Here is a 14,219-nt window from a genome sequence, read left to right as displayed (position 1 = left end):
CTGCGTCCTCGCCTCCCAAGGCTCTCGCCCACCCAGGTCTCGTCTCTTCGGGCGGGTCTCTTTGCGTCGTGTCTCTTGGGGTCGGGGTTCACACGGGGCGCGCCTCCACAGGTCCTGCCGGGCCGACAGTCGGGTCAGCTGAGGCCGACGTAGTGGGCCATCGAGAGGACACCGTGTTCGAACGTGGCCGCTCTCTTGGTGATCACGTTGTTGTACATCCCGAACAGCTCGAAGCTGACCGCCCCGTACACCCACGTCCAGGCGTGGAGCCCGCGGAGGATGACCTCGTCGGGCACCCCCGCGAAGATCGCCTGGCGCAGCACCGCGGCGTCCCCCTGGAACTCCTCCGGGGTCGGCGTGTCCTGCGGCACCGTGATCGCGCCCGCCGCATGGGCGTCCGCGATCAGTCGGCCGAACATCACCCCGTCGCGTGAGGCCGGGTCGACGGTGTCGGCGGGCGCCTGGTAGCCGGGTACGGGGGTGCCGTGGATCAGCGCGTACTCGTGCGGATGGGCCAGCGCCCACGCCCTGACCGCCCTGCACATCTCCAGCCAGCGCCCGGTGAAGTCGTCTCTGGCGCAGCCCGCGTCCGCCTCCTCGACCGCCTCTCCGACCGCGTTGTAGGCGTCGACGATCAGCGCCGTCAGCAGGTCGTCCTTGGTGGGGAAGTAGCGGTAGATGGCGGAGGAGACCATGCCCATCTCCCGCGCCACGGCCCGCAGCGACAGGCCCGCGGCGCCCTCGGTCGACAGGTGCCGCCTGGCGATGTCGGTGATCTCCTTGATCAACTCCGCGCGGACACGTTCTCTGGCGGTACGGCTAGCGGTGCTCATGCGTTCACGCTACCAGAGCGGTGCATAGAAACGAGAGCATCGCTCTTGACGAATGCCGCTCTCGTAGGAGAGCATTGCTCTCGTAAGGGAACGGCAATCACGAAGGGGTGCACATGCTCGCCGTCGCCAAGGGCGCCAACATGCTCCTGATGTTCCTCCTGGAGCTCGGCGTGCTGATCTCCGTCGGGTACTGGGGCTTCACGCTCAGCTCGAACTGGGGAGTGCGGCTGCTCGCGGGGATCGGCGGGCCCGTCCTGTTCGCGGTGCTGTGGGGGCTGTTCGCCGCCGGTGGCGGGACCAACGCCACCTACCCGCTCACCGGGATCGCCAGGGGTTTGTTCGAGGTCGCCTGGTTCGGTGGTGGGGCGCTGGCCCTCTACCTCGCGGGCGCCGCCACTCCCGCCGCTTTCCTGGCCGCTGCCTTCGTCGTCAACGCGGCCCTCCGCCTGCTGTGGCAGCAGTCCTGACTCCGGCCGACGACGGACCGGTGTGGCGGAAGTCCGGCCCTCGACAACGGGGGTCGGCGTGGTGGGAGTCTTGATCAGGTTCGAGGGCTGGTGGGGCCCTCCCGGATGCGTGACGGCCGGTGTGAGTTCTGTCCCGCTCCCGAGGGGGTTCTGGTCCCGCTTGGCGGGTCGCGGTTCCCTCTCTGGTCGGGTGAATGGTTCATCGTCTAAATCTCGTACGGAAAGCAGGTTGGATCATGGGTAAGCATGTCGTCGTCGGAGCAGGGCAGGTCGGGCCGCACGTGGCGCGGAAGCTGATCGAGCAGGGGCACGACGTCGTCGTCGTCACGCGTTCGGGCAGTGGCCCCGAGGGGGCCACGAGAATCGCGGCGGACGTCACCGACAGCGCGAGGATGATCGAGATCTCCAAGGGCGCCGACGCGATCTACAACTGCGTCAACCCGAAGTACCACCGCTGGCTCACCGACTGGCCGCCCATGGCCGCCTCCTTCATGGCCGCCGCCGAGGCGAGCGGGGCGGTGCTGGTGGCGCTGGGCAACCTCTACCCCTACGGGCCGGTGCGCGGCCCGATGACCGAGGATCTGCCGCTGGCGTCCACCAACCCGAAGGCGCAGATCAGGGCCAAGATGTGGAACGACATGCTGGCCGCGCACAAGGCAGGCAGGATCAGGGCGGTCGAGGTCAGGGGCTCCGACTACTTCGGCCCTGGCACCACCGACCAGTCGTACCTGGGAGACAGGTTCCTCGTGCCGCTCAAGGCCGGCAAGACCGTGCAGCTGGTCTGGCCCGCCGACATCCCGCACAGCTGGACGTACCTGCCCGACGTGGCCGAGGCGCTGGTCGTCGCGGCGGCGGACGAGCGGGCGTGGGGCAGGCCGTGGCACGTGCCGACGAGCGAGCCGCAGACGTTCAGGCAGATGGGCGCGCGGATGGCGGCCGTCCTCGGCAGGCCCGAGCCCAAGCTGGCCCAGCTGCCGTGGCCGGTGGTGCGCGCAGTCGGCCTGTTCAACCCGATGATCGGCGAACTGCGGCACATCCGCTACCAGTTCGTCGCGCCGTACGAGGTCGACTCCTCCGCCTTCACCGCCACCTTCGGCGTCCGGCCCACGCCGATGGACGAGGCGCTCCGCACTACGCTCGGAGCATGAAGATTGCCATGATCGGACTCGGCGACATCGCGGAGAAGGCCTACCTTCCCGTGCTGTCCGCCCAGCCCGGCCTCGACCTGCACCTGTGCACGCGCAACGAGCGGACGCTGCACCGGCTCGGTGACGCCCACCGCGTCGCCGAGCGGTCCACGTCGGTCGAGGAGGTGATCAAGGCAGGAGTCGACGCCGCCTTCGTGCACGCCGCCACCGAGGCCCACAGCGAGATCGTGGAGCCGCTGCTCACCGCGGGGGTGCAGGTCTACGTGGACAAGCCCATCGCCTACACCCTGGAAGAAACCCGTCATCTGGTACGGCTGGCAGCGGACGAGCGCGTCTCGCTCATGGTCGGCTTCAACCGGCGTTACGCGCCCGGCTACACGGCCCTGACGGAGTTGTCCAGGCACCTGGTCCTCATGCAGAAGAACCGTCCCGCGCTGCCCGACACGCCCCGGCGGGCGGTCTTCGACGATTTCATCCACGTGGTCGACACGCTCCGCTTCCTGGCGCCCGGCCCGGTCACGGAGCGGCGCATCAGGACCAGGACGCGCGACGGGCTGGTGGAGCACCTCGTGCTGGAGCTGGCGGGGGAGGGCTTCATGGCCCACGGCGTCATGAACAGGATCGGCCCCGCCTCGGAGGAGAGCGTCGAGGTGCTCGGCGACGGGGTGAAGCGGCGGGTGGTCAACCTGGGGGACGTGATCGACCACACCGGCGAGGGGGAGCGGCTCGTGCGGCGGCCCGACTGGGTGCCGGTCTCGCGGCAGCGGGGGATCGAGCAGGCGTGCCTGGCGTTCCTGTCGGCGGTGCGCGCCGGAGAGATGATCAGCGCGGCGGACGCGCTGGTCAGCCACGAGATCTGCGAGGACATCGTCGCCGCCTGCGCCGACTGACGAACCCGCAGGGTCAGGTGGTCAGGGGCTGGTAATCGGGGGGCGGGCCGCCGGGGCAGGTGTCAGCTTCAGGCCGTCGTAGGCGGGCCGTCAGCGTCGTGGCAGGGCGTCGGCGTCGGTCAGTGGCGCATCACGTGGTCGGCTTTGGCGAGGAGGCGGCCGAATGGCTCGGGGGTCAGGCGAGTGAGCACGGTGTATCCCGAGGCGTCGCTCAGGGGGCTCGAGGAGGAGACCACGCCCGCCACCGCGTCTCCGCGCACCGCCGGCCCGCCGCTGGTCCCGTTGGCCGCCTGGCAGTTGTGCGTGACCAGGACGCCCGGCCCCGCCGCGCCACCGTCCACGGCGTCGCCCAGGCACCGGTACATGTCGGTGCCCGGATAGGACCGCCCGACCGGGTACCCGAGCAGTTCGAGGCCGGACATCGAGCTCCTCCTGCGCGTCAGCAGCGGCCGGAGCCCAGGTCCGGTGACCTCCTCCAGGAGCTTCGCGTCCCGCATCACCCCGGCCAGGCCGAAGTCGTAGGGCAGCTGCGCGGGCGAGTAGGGCCGCTCCCTCCAGCGCTTCGGCACCCAGACGCGCATCGCGGGCCAGACGCCCAGCGGCTGCTGGCCGCTGCGCTGGCCGTTGTAGGCGGGCAGGAAGGCCACATGGGTAAGGGGACGGCCACCGGCGTACAGGCAGTGGGCGGCGGTCAGCACCAGGCTGCGGCTGCGCGACCTGACCACGGCGGCCCCGCACGCGATGTCCCTGCGCGCGACCGGGTCATGGCTCAGCAGGATCCCGGTCAGCCGGTGCGCCCCTGTGTAGGGCCTGGTCACCGGCGAGTAGCCGAGGCGGTCGCCGCCCGGAGTGAGTACCTTCCTGCCCGGCACGGTACGGCGGGCGCCGTAACCGGGTGGCACCGCCGGAGGCGCGGAGTCCGGCGGTGCCACGTCGTGCCGAGGGAAGGGGAGGAGGTCCGCCGGCTGGGCGTTGACGATCCGTTCGCGGCTCCAGTAGCCGACGGTGTCCCGCGATTCCCACGAGTCCCTGGTGGGCGTCGGCCCGGTCGGCCCGGTCACCAGGAGCAGACACGCCGCGAGCACCAGCCTGAACACCCGTCCCCCTTGAGTTGATCTTCCAACCCTAGAGGATCAGGCGCCCCGTGCCGTGTAACGTTCGGCCAGGTCACGCAGCATGGCGTGGGCCGAGCCTTACACCTCGGGATGGTGGAGCACCGCCTTGGGCGGCTTCGCCACCATTGTGTAGTTGGTGTCGCAGACGTTGCCCACGGGCGCCTCGCCCGCCTGGCTGACGAGCTGGTAGGCGTCGAGCTCGTCCAGCCCGGTCAGCGCGGCCGATCAGGTGACCAGGTCGTGCTGGCTGATGCGGTAGGCGTCGCCGTGCCCCTGCCTGGCGTGGCCGTCTTCCTGTCCGAGCGCGGCGGGGAGCTGCTGGCCAGGGTGGAGGGCTGGGTGGCCGAACACCACTCGCTCATCGCCGCCGCGTACGGCGACGAACACCGAACAGCTCATGTCCGCCCTGGGGGCCCTGGTGGAGGCGCTCGACGCCGCACCCTCCGGCCGCGAGACGCGCACCTGAGCGGGTCCCGCCGCTCCGCCATTGCCAGGAGAGCCGGACGGTGGTGCGCTGGAGACATGGCTGTCGACCTGAACCACACGATCGTGCCGAGCAGGGACAAGCAGGCCTCGGCGGAGTTCCTCGCCGGGATCCTCGGGCTGAAGGCGGGGCCGCAGTGGGGGCCGTTCGTCCCCGTCGAGACCGCCAACGGCGTCACGCTCGACTACATGGACTCAACGGAGTTCCGGCCCATCCACTACTGCTTCATCGTCAGCGAGCCCGAGTTCGACGAGATCTTCGGCCGGATCAAGGAGCGGGGCCTGCGGTACTTCGCCGACCCCGGGCACCGCAAGGAGGGTGAGATCAACCACCTGTACGGCGGGCGCGGCGTCTACTTCGACGACCCCGACGGCCACAACATGGAGGTCATCACCGCGCCCTACGCGTGAGCGTCAGAGCCAGTAGTTGTCGTGACGGAGGAAGAACTCCGCCTTCTCCTCGTCGCTCATGGTGGCGACGTCGAGCAGGCCCTCGAAGTAGCCCTCGCGCGGCGCGCCGGGCGAGAAGTGCAGCAGCATCGAGGCCGGCTCGCCCGACTCGTTGCGGAAACCGTGCGTGCCGCCCGCGGGGACGTGCACCCAGTCGCCGGGCTTCGTCTCGATCCAGCGGTCGCCGTTGTAGATCTTGATCGTGCCCTCGAGGACGTAGAACGACTCGGTGATCGTCTTGTGGAAGTGCGGGCCCGGCCCGCTGGGCGTCGGCCCCATGTTCCACTTGTACAGGCCGAACAGACCGCCGGTGGAGGCGCCGGTGGCCAGGTAGTCCACGGTGTTGCCGGTCGGGTAGACCAGGTCGGGCTCGGAACCGGCGGGACGGTAGACGGCGCTGGACTCGCCCTTGTCGCCGAAGTAGATCGGATCGGGATATGTCATGCGCCTGATCCTACGGAGCTCCGGCTGACACGGCCCCGCCGTCCGTTGGGGTGGCGCGGCGTCGCCGCACGAGGAGCGTCCCCTCGACGGAGGGGACGCCGCGCCTTCGGAGGCGCGGCCCCGACGCTTGCCGTACGAGATGAACGACAGGGGCCGCGCCTCACGAAGAGACCTCACGAAGAGAGGGTCAGGGGTAGAGGCCGCGCATCTGGTGGGCTTCGGCGACGCGGCCGACCCCGATGACGTGGGCGGCCTGGCGCAGCGTCAGCCCGCGCGCCGCGGCGACCGACTTGACCTCCGAGAACGCCCCCTCCATCAGGTCCCGCAGTCTGACCTCGACCTCGTTGGCGCTCCACGAGTAGGCCTGCATGTTCTGCACCCACTCCAGGTACGACACGATCACCCCGCCCGCGTTGGCGAGGATGTCGGGAACGATCGTGGTGCCCTGCGCGGCGAGGATCTCGTCGGCCTCGGGCGTGGTGGGCCCGTTGGCGCCCTCGACGATAAGCCTGGCCCTGACCCGAGGCGCGTTCGCGGCCGTGATGGCGCCCTCCAGCGCGGCCGGGACCAGCACGTCCACGTCCAGCTCCAGCAGCTCGTCGTGGCCGAGAGCGTCCGCGTGGCGGTAGCCGGCGACGCTGCCGGTCTCCGCCACCCAGGCGCGCAGGTCGGCCACGTCGAGGCCGGTGGAGTTGTACACCGCGCCGGTGACGTCCGACACCGCCATCACGCGCGCCCCTGCGTCGGCGAGGTACTGCGCGGCCAGCGCGCCCACCTTGCCGAAGCCCTGGACGGCGACGGTGACGCCCTCGGGGGAGCGGCCGAGCGCGGTCAGCGTCGCGATCTGGACGCCGCGCGAGGTCGCCCCGGTACGGCCCAGCGACCCGCCGAGCGTCATCGGCTTGCCCGTGACGACGCCGGGCACCGAGTAGCCGGCGTTGACGCTGTAGGTGTCCATGATCCACGCCATGGTCTGCTCGTCGGTGCCGACGTCGGGCGCGGGGATGTCCTTCTCCGGGCCGATGAGCGGCAGGATCTCGTTGACGTAGCGGCGGGTCAGGCGCTCGAGCTCACGGGTGGTGAGCGCGGTGGGGTCCACGGAGACGCCGCCCTTGGCGCCGCCGTACGGGATGCCCACCAGCGCGCACTTCCACGTCATCCACATGGCCAGCGCGGTGACCTCGTGGATGTCGGTGGAGGGGTGGAAGCGGATACCGCCCTTGGCGGGGCCGCGCGAGACGTTGTGCTGCACGCGGAAGCCCTGGACGACGTCCATCCTGCCGTCCTCCCTGCGGACGGGAACCGAGACGGTCAGCGAACGGCGCGGCGTGGCGAGCATCGTGCGCAGCCCGTCGTCGAGGCCGAGCTGCTCGGCCGCCTGCCCGAGCTGGTGGAGAGCGGAGTCGAGGGCCTGTTGTCCAGGGGTGATCAGGGCCGGCGTCCTTGACGGCACCATGACGCTCATGGAAGGAGTTCCTCCTGTTATGTACGCCCATCTCAGGGAAAAGCGCCATTGCTTAACCCGTGGGCGGTTCTGTAGGCGATCAGCCTAGCCAGAATCCAAGCCGCAGAGCGGCACTATGGGAACGTGCCACTCTGGCAGTCTTGAGGGTGCAACCACGCCGAACTGTCACAACGAAGGACGCGGATGTCTTCTCTGGTCGTCGGTCCGATGCTGCGTTACGTCGACTCCACCCGGGCCTCCATCTGGGTGGAGACGTCCGAGTCCTGCGTGGTCACGGTGTGCGGGGGGTGGAAGACGCCGACGTTCACCGTGCACGGCCACCACTACGCGATCGTCGATCTGGAGGGGTTCGAGGGGGAGTACACCGTCGAGCTGAACGGCGAGCAGGTGTGGCCCGAAGACCGGCCGAGCCGGATCAAACTGCTGCCGCCCGAGGGTCCCGAGCGCGTGATGTTCGGCTCGTGCCGTACCAGCGTGCCCCACGACGCCGCGCACACCGCCACCCACGGCGTGGACGTGCTGCGCGCCTACGCCCGCAGCGGCCGGCCGCTGCCCGACCTGCTGCTGATGCTCGGCGACCAGGTCTACGCCGACAAGCCCTCGCCGAAGATGCTGGAGTTCATCGCGGGGCGCAGGAAGCCGGGCGAGGAGCCCGCCGACGAGATCGCCGACTTCGAGGAGTACGCCGAGCTCTACCGGACCGCCTGGAGCGACCCCGACATCAGGTGGCTGCTGTCCACCGTGCCCACCGCGATGATCTTCGACGACCACGACCTGCGCGACGACTGGAACACCTCCAGGGACTGGCGCGCCCAGATGGCGCGGACGAGCTGGTGGCACGGGCGGGTGGTGGCGGGGCTCGGCTCGTACTGGGTCTACCAGCACCTCGGCAACCTGTCGCCGGACGAGCGGGCCGACGACCCGCTGCTGGCGGCGCTGCGTGCGGGTGAGGGCGCCAAGGCGCTGGACGAGTTCGCCGCCAGGGCCGACGCCGAGCCGAGCACCAACAGGTGGAGCTTCGCCCGCGACCTCGGGCACTCCAGGCTCATCATGATCGACACCAGGTGCGCGCGGCAGCTGACCCCTCGTGACCGCAGGATGCTCGACCCGGGGGAGTGGGCCTGGCTGAAGGAGCAGATCGAGGGGGCGAGCGGCCGGTTGATCATCGGCTCGTCGATCCCGTTCCTGCTGCCCGAGGGCGTCCACCTGGTGCAGAACTGGAACGAGGCCCTGTGCGACGGGAAGTGGGGCAGGCTGGTCGCCAGGGCGTCCGAGACGTTCAGGCAGTCCTTCGACCTGGAGCACTGGGGAGCCTTCCGGCGCTCCTTCGACGACCTGGCCAGGCTCCTGCTCAAGGCCGGCAAGCCGGTGCTGATCCTGTCGGGCGACGTGCACTACTCCTACCTGGCGCAGGCTCCCGGGCCGATCTACCAGATCGTCTGCTCGCCCATCCGCAACCCGCTGAGCAGGTCGCTGCGCCTGGCCAACATCTTCACCCAGTTCGGCATCGCCACGCTCATCGGCGGCACGCTGACCCGGCTGGCCCGTATCCCCCGGCCGCCGTTCCGCTGGCGGGTGACCAAGGGCCCGCTGTTCCAGAACGCCATTGCGGCGCTGGAGTTCTCGAAGGGAGTGACGGTGATCTGGTACGGCGAGTCGCTGGACCCGCTAGAAACAGTGCATGACCTCTGACCAGTATGCCGTCGCCGTCCCCTTCTACGACCTGTGGCACGAGGACGGCCACGTGCCCGAGATACGGGAGAAGCTCCCCCCGCTGCTGAAGGGGTCGGTGCTGGAGATCGGCGCGGGCACCGGCCTCGTCACCGAACTGATCGCCGACACCACCGACGGCGAGGTCTTCGCCCTGGAGCCTTCGCTCGGCATGCGCTCGGTGCTGCTGTCGAGGCTCGCTCGCCGTCGTGACCTGCTGGAACGGGTGACGGTCCTGCCGTACGGCGCGCTCGACGTCGACCTCGACGAGCCGGTGGACCTGATCGTGATGATCGCCGTCCTCTACGCGATCGACGACCGCGAGACCCTCTGGGCGACCCTCGCGAGGCAGCTGGTCCCCGGAGGACGGCTGGTGTTCAACTTCACCGAGCGCCCCGCCCCCGCCCCGGGCGACGAGGCGGAGCTGGGCTCCTACCGGGTCGGCAGGCACACCTACGAGCTGTGGGGCAGGACCCTCGACGTCGAGGGCGAGCGGGTGTCGGCCCGCTTCCGCTACCTGGTCAGGCACAAGGGCGTCGTCATCAGCGAGGACGTCGTCGACACCGTCACCCACCGGCCCTCCGGCGACACCCTGCGCGCCGAGCTGACCGAGGCGGGCTTCACGCCGGAGGAGGCGCCCGAAGGACTGCTCGTGTGGAGGTTGGCGAAGTAGGTGGAACCGGACTGCGGGCTGCGGCCAAGTACAGGGTGACCGCAGAAAGGACTCCCTCCCGTGGTGATGGCGCAGGCGTTGGACGACGCGACGCTGGTCGGGCAGTCGATGAGCGAACCGGAGCTGTTCGCGACGCTGTTCGACCGGCACGCCGATGAGATCTTCAGGTATGCCGCGCGGCGGCTCGGCCCCGAGCTGGCCGAGGACGCCGTGGGCGAGGTGTTCCTCGCCGCCTTCCGCGGCAGGGCCCGCTACGACCGGACGCGACCGGACGCCAGGCCATGGCTGTACGGCATCGCGACCAACGTCGTGGCGCAGCACCGCAGGGCCGAGCGCCGCCGTACCCAGGCCATGGCACGGCTGGCGCCCGACCGGCCCGGATCCTTCGACGAGCGCAGCGCCGACCGCGTCACCGCCGAGCAGCTTCAGCCCAGGCTCGCCAAGGCGCTCACCCGCCTCTCGGCGGCCGAGCGGGACCTGTTGCTGCTGGTGGCGTGGGCGGACCTGACGTACGAGGATGTGGCGCTCGCGCTGGACATCCCCGTCGGCACGGTCCGCTCCCGGCTGCACCGGCTCAGGACCAAGGTGCGCAGGGCCCTCGGCGGCGCAGACCCCTTCCGAGAGGAGCCCGAGCATGGATGACGAGATCAGGATCTTCGCCGAGGGACGCCCCGGCGTCCCGCCGTACCCGAAGGAGGCGCGCGAGGCGGCGCGCCGGCGGCTGCTGGACGAGACCAGGACCAGGCGGCGGGGTTTCCGGCTGCCGCGCACGGGCTGGCAGGCCGTGGGCGCGTTCGGGCTGACGGCGGCGCTGGTCGGCGGGGTGGCCTTCACGCTGTCGTCCGTCCCGCGGGACGGCACGGTGGCCCGTCCCGCGGGAGCGGTCACGGTGGGGGTGAGCGGCGAGCTCGACCCGAAGCCTGGCCAGTTCGTCCTGGTGGAGTCGGAGACGATGTATCCCGCCTTCGCCATCGGCGAGCAGGAGACCCGCTACCTCTACCGGACCAAGCGGAAGCTGTGGCGCTCGGCCGACGCCGGCGCCGACGGGCTGATGGCGATCGAGGGCCAGGAGCCCCGGCAGTTCCCCGGCTGGCCGCTGCCGAAGGAGGCGGAGAAGTGGCAGGGGACCGACTGGCACCGGCTGGCGTCCTGCCCCGACCGGCTCGGCTCCTTCCGCAACGACCACGCCTTCCTCTCCACGCTGCCCACCGACCCCGAGGGTATGAAGGACTTCCTCGGCAAGCGGGCCGAGACCACCAACGACGACCCCTTCCGCGCCGCGGCCGACCTGATCAGGGAGACCTACGTGCCAAAGGCGCAGCGAACCGCGCTCTTCGCGGCGGTGAAGCAGCTGCCGGGCGTGGAGGTGGCCGAAGGCGTGGCGGACGCGGCGGGGCGCAAGGGAACCGCGCTCGGCCGGGCGGCGGCCGAACAGGGGATGCTGGAACAGCTCATCTTCGATCCCGAGACGTTCGCGTTCATGGGAGAGCGGGGCACGGTCGTCGACGAGAAGATCGCGGGGGCTCCCGTCGGTTCGTTGCTGGCCCTGACGGCCCAGACGGGGGTCTCTGTCGTGGACACGCTGCCGGACGCTCCGGCGGCGGGTCACGACGGCTCGTGCGACCCGCAGCCCACGGAGCCGGCGGCGCCGGTGAAGCCGACCCCGACCGGGACCGTGACGCCCGACGCCGAGCCCACGCCCATTCCCTCGCATCCCGCGAAGCCGAGGCGCTCGGCCGACCCCTCAGCGCCGGAGTCGGTCGAGCCCACGCCCATCCCGACCGTCACGGTGACGCTCGTTCCCACCGAGACGCCGAGCGACCCCGCGACAGCCACGGTCACGCCCACCCCGACGCGCTGACTTCAGGGGTAGGGCGCGCCGCCTCGCGGCGCGCCCTACCCCTCGAGCCGCTACCTGAACGAGGCGATCGCGTCGGCCAGCTGGTCGACCGCCCACAGGAGATCCTCCTGCGAGATCACGATCGGCGGAGCGAGCCTGATCGTGGAGCCCTGGGTGTCCTTGGCCAGCACGCCGCGCGCCATCAGCGCCTTGGACACCTCGCGTCCCGTGGTCAGCGAGGGGTCGATGTCGACGCCCGCCCACAGCCCGCGCCCGCGTACGGTGACCACGCCGTGGCCGATCATCTCGCGCAGCCTGGCGTGCAGCACCTCGCCGAGCTGGGCGGCACGGGCCTGGAACTCACCGGTGTTGAGGATCTCGATCACCGCGTTGCCCACGGCGCACGCCAGCGGGTTGCCGCCGAACGTGGAGCCGTGCTGGCCCGGCTTGATCACGCCGAGCACGTCCTCGTCGGCCGCGATGGCGCTGACCGGGACCACGCCGCCGCCGAGGGCCTTGCCGAGGATGTAGATGTCGGGCACGACCCCCTCGTGCTCGCAGGCGAAGGTCTTGCCCGTGCGGCCGAGGCCCGACTGGATCTCGTCAGCGATCATCAGGATGCCCTGCGCGGTGCACAGCTCGCGCACCTGGCGCAGGTAGCCGTCCGGCGGCACCAGCACTCCCGCCTCGCCCTGGATCGGCTCCACCAGCACCGCCACCGTGTTGGCGTCGATCGCCTCGCGGATCGCCTCGGCCGAGCCGTACTTCACGACCGTGAAGCCGGGCGTGTAGGGCCCGAACTCGTCGTGCGCGTCCGGATCGGTGGAGAAGCTGATGATGGTGGTGGTGCGGCCGTGGAAGTTGTCCTCCATCACGATGATGTTCGCCTGCTCGGGGGCGACACCCTTGACCTGGTAGCCCCACTTGCGAGCGACCTTGATCGCGGTCTCGACGGCCTCGGCGCCGGTGTTCATCGGCAGGATCATGTCCTTGCCGGTCAGGTCGCCCAGCCCGGCGCAGAACGTGGCGAACTGGTCGTGGTAGAACGCCCTGCTGGTCAGCGTGAGGTTGTTGAGCTGCTCGTGCGCCGCCTCGATGATCTTCGGGTTGCCGTGGCCGAAGTTGAGGCTGGAGTATCCGGACAGGCAGTCCAGGTAGCGCTTGCCCTCCACGTCGGTCACCCAGGCGCCGTGCGCCTCGTGGATGACGATGGGCAGCGGATGGTAGTTGTGGGCGCTGCGGCGCTCGCTTACCTCGATGTGCTCTGCGCTGGTGGTCATAGTCAGTTCTCCCCCCTGATTTCCAGTGTGCAGCACTTGGGTCCGCCGCCCGCCTTGCGCAATTCGGCGAGGTCGACAGGGATGACCTCGTATCCGCGCCGCTTGAGGTCCAGCTGGAGGTCGTGGGCCTCCGCGTTGATCACAACGTGCTCGCCGTCGCTGACCGCGTTGAGACCGAGCACCTCGGCGTCGTCGGCGCCCGCGATCACGGCGTCGGGGAACATCCTGCGCAGGACGCGAAGGCTCCCCTCGGAGAACGCTCCGGGGTAGTAGGCGATATTCCGCCCGTCCAGCGGGAACAGCGCGGTGTCCAGGTGGTAGTAACGCGGGTCGACCAGCGTCAGCGAGACGACGGGGCGGCCGAGGAACTCCTGCGCCTCGCCGTGCGCCTCACGTGAGGTGCGAAAGCCGGTGCCCGCCAGGATCACGTCGTCCATCGCGAGGAAGTCGCCCTCGCCCTCGTTCACATGGACCGCCTCGTGCGTCGGGAAGCCACGCTCGGCGAACCAGTTCAGGTAGGCGGGGCCCTCGGCGGCGCGCTCGGGGAAGGCGAAGCGCGCGCCGTACACCCTGCCGCCGGCGACGAGCGCGCCGTTGGCCGCGAACACCATGTCGGGCAGGCCCTCGATCGGGTCGATCAGGCTGACCGTGTGACCGAGCGCCTCGTAGGCCGCTTTCAGCCCCTCCCACTGCCTGACCGCCAGGTCGCGGTCGGCGCCCGCTTCGGGGTCCATCCACGGATTGATCGCATATTCCACCGTGAAGAAGTCAGGGCGGCACATCAGGTAGTGCTTGGGCATGCTGCGGCTCCAACCGTCGAAGGGGGACGCGGCAAGCCTAGGAACAGCGTTTACGCAGGCCAAGCGCCTGATATTGCGTGTTGGCGCGGGTCCGTTGCGTCTTCTGCCCGGGTTGCGCCGATCCGTTGCGCGTCGTCCACCAGGCGGGAGAGCACGATCGAACTCTTGGTGCGGACGACGAAGGGCTCGGCCGCGATCCGCTCGATGACGCGCTCGACATGGCGCACGTCGGTGGCCCTGATGTGCAGCAGCGCGTCGGCCTCACCGGTGATCGTGCACGCCGAGACGACCTCGGGGTGCTGGGCGACGGCGAGGCCGATCGCCGAGGGGGAGGTCTTGCCCTGGCAGTAGAGCTCCACGTAGGCCTCGGTGGTCCAGCCGAGCGCCTGTGGCGCGATGCGGGCGCTGAATCCGGTGATCGCTCCCGCGTGCCGCAGGCGATCGACCCGCCGCTTCACCGCCGAGGCCGACAGTCCGATCCGATGCCCGATTTCCGCATATGTCGCCCGGGCATCCTCGACGAGGGCCCCGATGATGTCCCGATCCAACCGATCCAGTTCCACGCCCTCTGTATACAGCCTGTCCTGTACGGCAGGCCGCCCCGGCCGTCTCCGTCCCTCG

16 protein-coding genes are annotated in these 14,219 nt (G+C 70.2%); 8 read left to right on the top strand and 8 right to left on the bottom strand.

Going from position 1 to position 14,219, the window contains the following annotated elements; genetic code table 11:
- Positions 1 to 134: 134 nt before the first annotated feature.
- The gene (locus H4W81_RS25245) at positions 135 to 833 is read right to left on the bottom strand and encodes a TetR/AcrR family transcriptional regulator (RefSeq protein WP_192777084.1); all 699 of its coding nucleotides are present in this window, start codon (positions 831 to 833) and stop codon (positions 135 to 137) included.
- 113 nt (positions 834 to 946) lie between these two features.
- On the opposite strand from H4W81_RS25245, the gene H4W81_RS25240 reads away from it, so the two are divergent.
- From H4W81_RS25240 to H4W81_RS25230, 3 genes are all read left to right on the top strand, one after another.
- Positions 947 to 1,300, top strand: coding sequence for a YrdB family protein (locus tag H4W81_RS25240; RefSeq protein WP_192777083.1), 354 nt, complete (start codon positions 947 to 949; stop codon positions 1,298 to 1,300).
- A 236-nt stretch (positions 1,301 to 1,536) separates the two neighbouring features.
- Complete coding sequence (locus H4W81_RS25235) at positions 1,537 to 2,448, top strand: NAD-dependent epimerase/dehydratase family protein (protein WP_192777082.1); 912 nt, start codon at positions 1,537 to 1,539, stop codon at positions 2,446 to 2,448.
- The gene (locus H4W81_RS25230; protein WP_192777081.1) at positions 2,445 to 3,338 is read left to right on the top strand and encodes a Gfo/Idh/MocA family protein; all 894 of its coding nucleotides are present in this window, start codon (positions 2,445 to 2,447) and stop codon (positions 3,336 to 3,338) included. Before H4W81_RS25235 ends, H4W81_RS25230 begins: the two co-directional genes overlap by 4 nt.
- 119 nt (positions 3,339 to 3,457) lie before the next feature.
- Here H4W81_RS25230 and H4W81_RS25225 read toward each other — a convergent pair whose 3' ends face one another.
- Both H4W81_RS25225 and H4W81_RS47625 read right to left on the bottom strand, forming a co-directional pair.
- A complete protein-coding gene (locus H4W81_RS25225) occupies positions 3,458 to 4,435 on the bottom strand; it encodes a trypsin-like serine peptidase (RefSeq protein WP_192777080.1) in 978 nt (325 codons plus the stop codon).
- Between the two features lie 243 nt (positions 4,436 to 4,678).
- Positions 4,679 to 4,852, bottom strand: a complete 174-nt coding sequence (locus H4W81_RS47625) for a hypothetical protein (RefSeq protein ID WP_225958786.1) — start codon at positions 4,850 to 4,852, stop codon at positions 4,679 to 4,681.
- A gap of 123 nt (positions 4,853 to 4,975) precedes the next feature.
- On the opposite strand from H4W81_RS47625, the gene H4W81_RS25215 reads away from it, so the two are divergent.
- Positions 4,976 to 5,347 (top strand): VOC family protein, encoded by a 372-nt coding sequence (locus H4W81_RS25215; RefSeq protein WP_192777079.1) that lies wholly within the window; start codon positions 4,976 to 4,978, stop codon positions 5,345 to 5,347.
- A gap of 3 nt (positions 5,348 to 5,350) precedes the next feature.
- Here H4W81_RS25215 and H4W81_RS25210 read toward each other — a convergent pair whose 3' ends face one another.
- Together H4W81_RS25210 and H4W81_RS25205 are read right to left on the bottom strand one after the other, a co-directional pair.
- Positions 5,351 to 5,830, bottom strand: a complete 480-nt coding sequence (locus tag H4W81_RS25210; RefSeq protein ID WP_192777078.1) for a cupin domain-containing protein — start codon at positions 5,828 to 5,830, stop codon at positions 5,351 to 5,353.
- 187 nt (positions 5,831 to 6,017) lie between these two features.
- Positions 6,018 to 7,295 (bottom strand): Glu/Leu/Phe/Val family dehydrogenase, encoded by a 1,278-nt coding sequence (locus tag H4W81_RS25205; RefSeq protein ID WP_192777077.1) that lies wholly within the window; start codon positions 7,293 to 7,295, stop codon positions 6,018 to 6,020.
- A gap of 183 nt (positions 7,296 to 7,478) precedes the next feature.
- Here H4W81_RS25205 and H4W81_RS25200 point away from each other — a divergent pair, with 183 nt between their 5' ends.
- The 4 genes from H4W81_RS25200 to H4W81_RS25185 all read left to right on the top strand — a co-directional run bounded on the left by H4W81_RS25200 (position 7,479) and on the right by H4W81_RS25185 (position 11,539).
- Positions 7,479 to 8,987, top strand: coding sequence for an alkaline phosphatase D family protein (locus H4W81_RS25200; RefSeq protein ID WP_192777076.1), 1,509 nt, complete (start codon positions 7,479 to 7,481; stop codon positions 8,985 to 8,987).
- Entirely contained in the window at positions 8,977 to 9,678 is a 702-nt protein-coding gene (locus tag H4W81_RS25195) for a class I SAM-dependent methyltransferase (protein WP_192777075.1), read from the top strand. The genes H4W81_RS25200 and H4W81_RS25195 overlap by 11 nt, the downstream gene beginning before the upstream one ends.
- Positions 9,679 to 9,744: 66 nt before the next feature.
- Complete coding sequence (locus tag H4W81_RS25190) at positions 9,745 to 10,320, top strand: RNA polymerase sigma factor (RefSeq protein WP_192781026.1); 576 nt, start codon at positions 9,745 to 9,747, stop codon at positions 10,318 to 10,320.
- Positions 10,313 to 11,539, top strand: a complete 1,227-nt coding sequence (locus H4W81_RS25185) for a CU044_5270 family protein (RefSeq protein WP_192777074.1) — start codon at positions 10,313 to 10,315, stop codon at positions 11,537 to 11,539. The genes H4W81_RS25190 and H4W81_RS25185 overlap by 8 nt, the downstream gene beginning before the upstream one ends.
- A 50-nt stretch (positions 11,540 to 11,589) precedes the next feature.
- Here H4W81_RS25185 and rocD read toward each other — a convergent pair whose 3' ends face one another.
- The 3 genes from rocD to H4W81_RS25170 are packed head-to-tail and all read right to left on the bottom strand — an operon-like array spanning position 11,590 to position 14,161.
- On the bottom strand, positions 11,590 to 12,798 hold the full coding sequence (gene rocD / locus H4W81_RS25180; protein WP_192777073.1) for an ornithine--oxo-acid transaminase: 1,209 nt from the start codon (positions 12,796 to 12,798) through the stop codon (positions 11,590 to 11,592).
- A gap of 2 nt (positions 12,799 to 12,800) precedes the next feature.
- Entirely contained in the window at positions 12,801 to 13,598 is a 798-nt protein-coding gene (ddaH, locus tag H4W81_RS25175) for a dimethylargininase (RefSeq protein WP_192777072.1), read from the bottom strand.
- 50 nt (positions 13,599 to 13,648) lie between these two features.
- Positions 13,649 to 14,161 carry an Lrp/AsnC family transcriptional regulator gene (locus tag H4W81_RS25170; RefSeq protein WP_192777071.1) on the bottom strand — a complete coding sequence of 171 codons (513 nt, stop codon included), beginning with the start codon at positions 14,159 to 14,161 and terminating at the stop codon, positions 13,649 to 13,651.
- Between the last annotated feature and the right edge of the window lie 58 nt (positions 14,162 to 14,219).

The organism is Nonomuraea africana (genome assembly GCF_014873535.1).
In the GTDB taxonomy this organism is placed as follows: Bacteria; Actinomycetota; Actinomycetes; order Streptosporangiales; family Streptosporangiaceae; genus Nonomuraea; species Nonomuraea africana.
The sequence above is the reverse complement of the archived record's forward strand: the minus strand, read 5'-3'. Positions and strand labels throughout refer to the sequence as shown.

Coding starts and splice junctions, on each gene's coding strand:
- H4W81_RS25210 (WP_192777078.1), bottom strand. CDS start 5,830: ATGACATATCCCGATCCGATCTACTTCGGCGACAAGGGCGAGTCCAGC.
- H4W81_RS25230 (WP_192777081.1), top strand. CDS start 2,445: ATGAAGATTGCCATGATCGGACTCGGCGACATCGCGGAGAAGGCCTAC.
- H4W81_RS25215 (WP_192777079.1), top strand. CDS start 4,976: ATGGCTGTCGACCTGAACCACACGATCGTGCCGAGCAGGGACAAGCAG.
- H4W81_RS25200 (WP_192777076.1), top strand. CDS start 7,479: ATGTCTTCTCTGGTCGTCGGTCCGATGCTGCGTTACGTCGACTCCACC.
- H4W81_RS47625 (WP_225958786.1), bottom strand. CDS start 4,852: ATGAGCTGTTCGGTGTTCGTCGCCGTACGCGGCGGCGATGAGCGAGTG.
- H4W81_RS25185 (WP_192777074.1), top strand. CDS start 10,313: ATGGATGACGAGATCAGGATCTTCGCCGAGGGACGCCCCGGCGTCCCG.
- ddaH (WP_192777072.1), bottom strand. CDS start 13,598: ATGCCCAAGCACTACCTGATGTGCCGCCCTGACTTCTTCACGGTGGAA.
- H4W81_RS25190 (WP_192781026.1), top strand. CDS start 9,745: ATGGCGCAGGCGTTGGACGACGCGACGCTGGTCGGGCAGTCGATGAGC.
- rocD (WP_192777073.1), bottom strand. CDS start 12,798: ATGACCACCAGCGCAGAGCACATCGAGGTAAGCGAGCGCCGCAGCGCC.
- H4W81_RS25235 (WP_192777082.1), top strand. CDS start 1,537: ATGGGTAAGCATGTCGTCGTCGGAGCAGGGCAGGTCGGGCCGCACGTG.
- H4W81_RS25195 (WP_192777075.1), top strand. CDS start 8,977: ATGACCTCTGACCAGTATGCCGTCGCCGTCCCCTTCTACGACCTGTGG.
- H4W81_RS25205 (WP_192777077.1), bottom strand. CDS start 7,295: ATGAGCGTCATGGTGCCGTCAAGGACGCCGGCCCTGATCACCCCTGGA.
- H4W81_RS25245 (WP_192777084.1), bottom strand. CDS start 833: ATGAGCACCGCTAGCCGTACCGCCAGAGAACGTGTCCGCGCGGAGTTG.
- H4W81_RS25240 (WP_192777083.1), top strand. CDS start 947: ATGCTCGCCGTCGCCAAGGGCGCCAACATGCTCCTGATGTTCCTCCTG.